Below are 2,256 nucleotides of genomic sequence, written 5' to 3'. Positions count from 1 at the left end.
GCCAAGAAGGAGAAGCTGCGGGCGGCCGTCGCCGAGCAGCTCCCCGACCTCGAGGTCCGCTCGGGCGGCTCGACGTCCGTCGACATCACCCGCAAGGGCATCGACAAGGCGTACGGCGTCAACCGGCTGCTCGCGCGCCTGGGTCTCGAGCCGACGCAGGCCGTGTTCTTCGGCGACCGGCTCGACGAGGGCGGCAACGACTACCCCGTGATCTCGACCGGCGTCCCGTGCGTGGCCGTCGAGGGCTGGGAGGACACGCCGGCCAAGGTGCGCGCCGCCCTGCCCGAGGCGTTCGCCTGACCCGCACCACCACCACGTCCGTGAGGGGGCGTGCGGGACGTGCGCGTCAGGAGACCTTGCCCCGCAGCAGGCGGTGCCAGTAGACGAGCGGCTCGACGTGCCGGTCGAACAGGTACAGGGCCCGGCTCGGTCGCGTGAGGTCGGGGAACGGCACGGTCGGCTCGGCGCGGCCGTCGCGGTCGTGCTCCGCGAGCAGCAGCCGCGTGCGCGACGTCGTCACGGGTGCGACCGTGTACCCGTCGTACCGGCGGACCGGTGCTCCCGCGCGCTGCGCCGCGATGTTGTGCGCGACCACCGGCACCTGCTTGCGCAGCGCCCCGCCGGACGGCGACGTGCCGACGGTCGCGACGTCGCCCAACGCCCACACGCGGGGGTGCACGCGGTGCCGCAGCGTCCCGTGGTCGACGTCGACGAACCCGTCGGACCCCGCGCCGGCCAGCCCGCTCGCGGCCACCCACGCCGGTGCGCGGTGCGGCGGCGCGACGTACAGGGCGTCGTAGCCGAGCGTTCGCGGGCCGTCGGGCGACGCGACGTCGAGCGTGCGCCCCTGGCCGTCGACGCGCGTCACGGTGGTGCCGGTGCGCACCCGTACGCCGTAGCGTCGGGCCGCCGCCCGCAGCTCGTGGTCGGCTCGCGCGAGGCCCGCGAGCCGCGGGCCCTCGAGCAGCAGGTCGATCTCGACGTCGTCGAGCACGCCCGTGCGACGCCAGCGGTCCGCCGCGAGGAACAGCGGCTTGAGGCCCACGGGCGCGCACGGCACGTGCCGGTCGGACACGACGAACACGGCCCGCCCCGAGGTCAGGCCGGACAGCATGCGCCACGTGCGCGGCGCATGGTCGACCAGGTAGCTCGTCGCGGCGTGCGGCGTCGCGAACGCCTCCCGCAGCCCGGGCATCGCGTCGTGGTCCACCTCGGACCCGGGGCACACGACGACGTCGCGGTACGCGAGCCGCGTGCCGCCCGCCAGCACGACCTCGGCGGCGTCGACGTCGACGGCCGTGGCGCGGTCCGCGTAGCGGTGGACCCCGCGCGGCATCGCCCGCTCCTGCGGCCGGGTGAGGTCGTCGAGCGTCGCGGCGCCGCCCGCGACGTACGACAGCAGCGGCCGGTAGTGGTGCACGGCCTTCGGCTCGACGACGGCCACGTCACGGCACCCGTCGCGCAGCAGCTTCGCGGCCAGCGAGATGCCGGCGTTGCCGCCGCCGACCACCACGACGTCGTGCCGTCGGGCTGGGCTCATGGGGCACGCTCCGGGGCCGGGAGGACGGGTCCCCGTCACGCTAGGCGCGGACCGCGGGTCCCGCGCGCGGGGGCCGTGGAGCCGGGTGGGTGACGGTGCGCCGGGCATGCTGGACCCACGGCGACACACCCGCGCCCCTGCCGGACAGGAACGCAGCATGAGCCACCCCCGAGCCCCCGTGTTCGTCGACCTCTACGCACGCGCCTACGGCGACGTCGTCCGGTTCGCGCAGCGCCGTGCCGGCACGCACGCCGAGGACGTCGCGGCCGACGCGTTCCTCGTCGCGTGGCGGCGCCTCGACGAGCTGCCCGCCGACCCCGACGACGCCCGCGCGTGGCTGTTCGGCATCGCCCGCCACGTCATGCTCAACCACCGCCGCGGCGACGAGCGACGCACCGCGCTCGCCGTGCGCGTCGCGCAGGTCGGGCCGCCGCTCGTCACCGACGAGGACGCCGACCTGGTCGCGCACCGCGTCGACCTGGGGCGTGCCTGGCAGCGGCTGTCCGCGACGCACCAGGAGACGCTCGCGCTGACCGTCCTCGACGGCCTCGACGCACCCCGGGCCGCGCGCGTGCTCGGCATCTCGGCCGTGGCGTACCGCCTGCGGCTGTCCCGCGCGCGCCGTGCGCTGCGCGCCCACCTCGACCACCTGCCCGCGTCGTCGCCCGCGACGACACCGCGCGAGAGGACCCCCGCACCGTGAACCGCACCGACAC

3 protein-coding genes are annotated in these 2,256 nt (G+C 76.4%); 2 read left to right on the top strand and 1 reads right to left on the bottom strand.

The genetic code is table 11. The features are described from left to right. The coding region (locus J7523_RS20125; protein WP_291890537.1) for an HAD hydrolase family protein at positions 1 to 300 on the top strand (300 nt) is incomplete at its 5' end. A 46-nt stretch (positions 301 to 346) separates the two neighbouring features. On the opposite strand, the gene J7523_RS20120 is transcribed toward J7523_RS20125, so the two are convergent. Further along, positions 347 to 1,540 (bottom strand): FAD/NAD(P)-binding oxidoreductase, encoded by a 1,194-nt coding sequence (locus J7523_RS20120; protein ID WP_291890535.1) that lies wholly within the window; start codon positions 1,538 to 1,540, stop codon positions 347 to 349. A gap of 157 nt (positions 1,541 to 1,697) precedes the next feature. Between J7523_RS20120 and J7523_RS20115 the strand changes: the two genes are divergently transcribed. Beyond that, entirely contained in the window at positions 1,698 to 2,243 is a 546-nt protein-coding gene (locus J7523_RS20115) for an RNA polymerase sigma factor (RefSeq protein ID WP_087507783.1), read from the top strand. Positions 2,244 to 2,256: the final 13 nt, after the last annotated feature.

The organism is Cellulomonas sp., from assembly GCF_017744555.1.
Taxonomy (GTDB): domain Bacteria; phylum Actinomycetota; class Actinomycetes; order Actinomycetales; family Cellulomonadaceae; genus Cellulomonas.
This window is presented reverse-complemented; position numbering and strand designations above follow the sequence as displayed.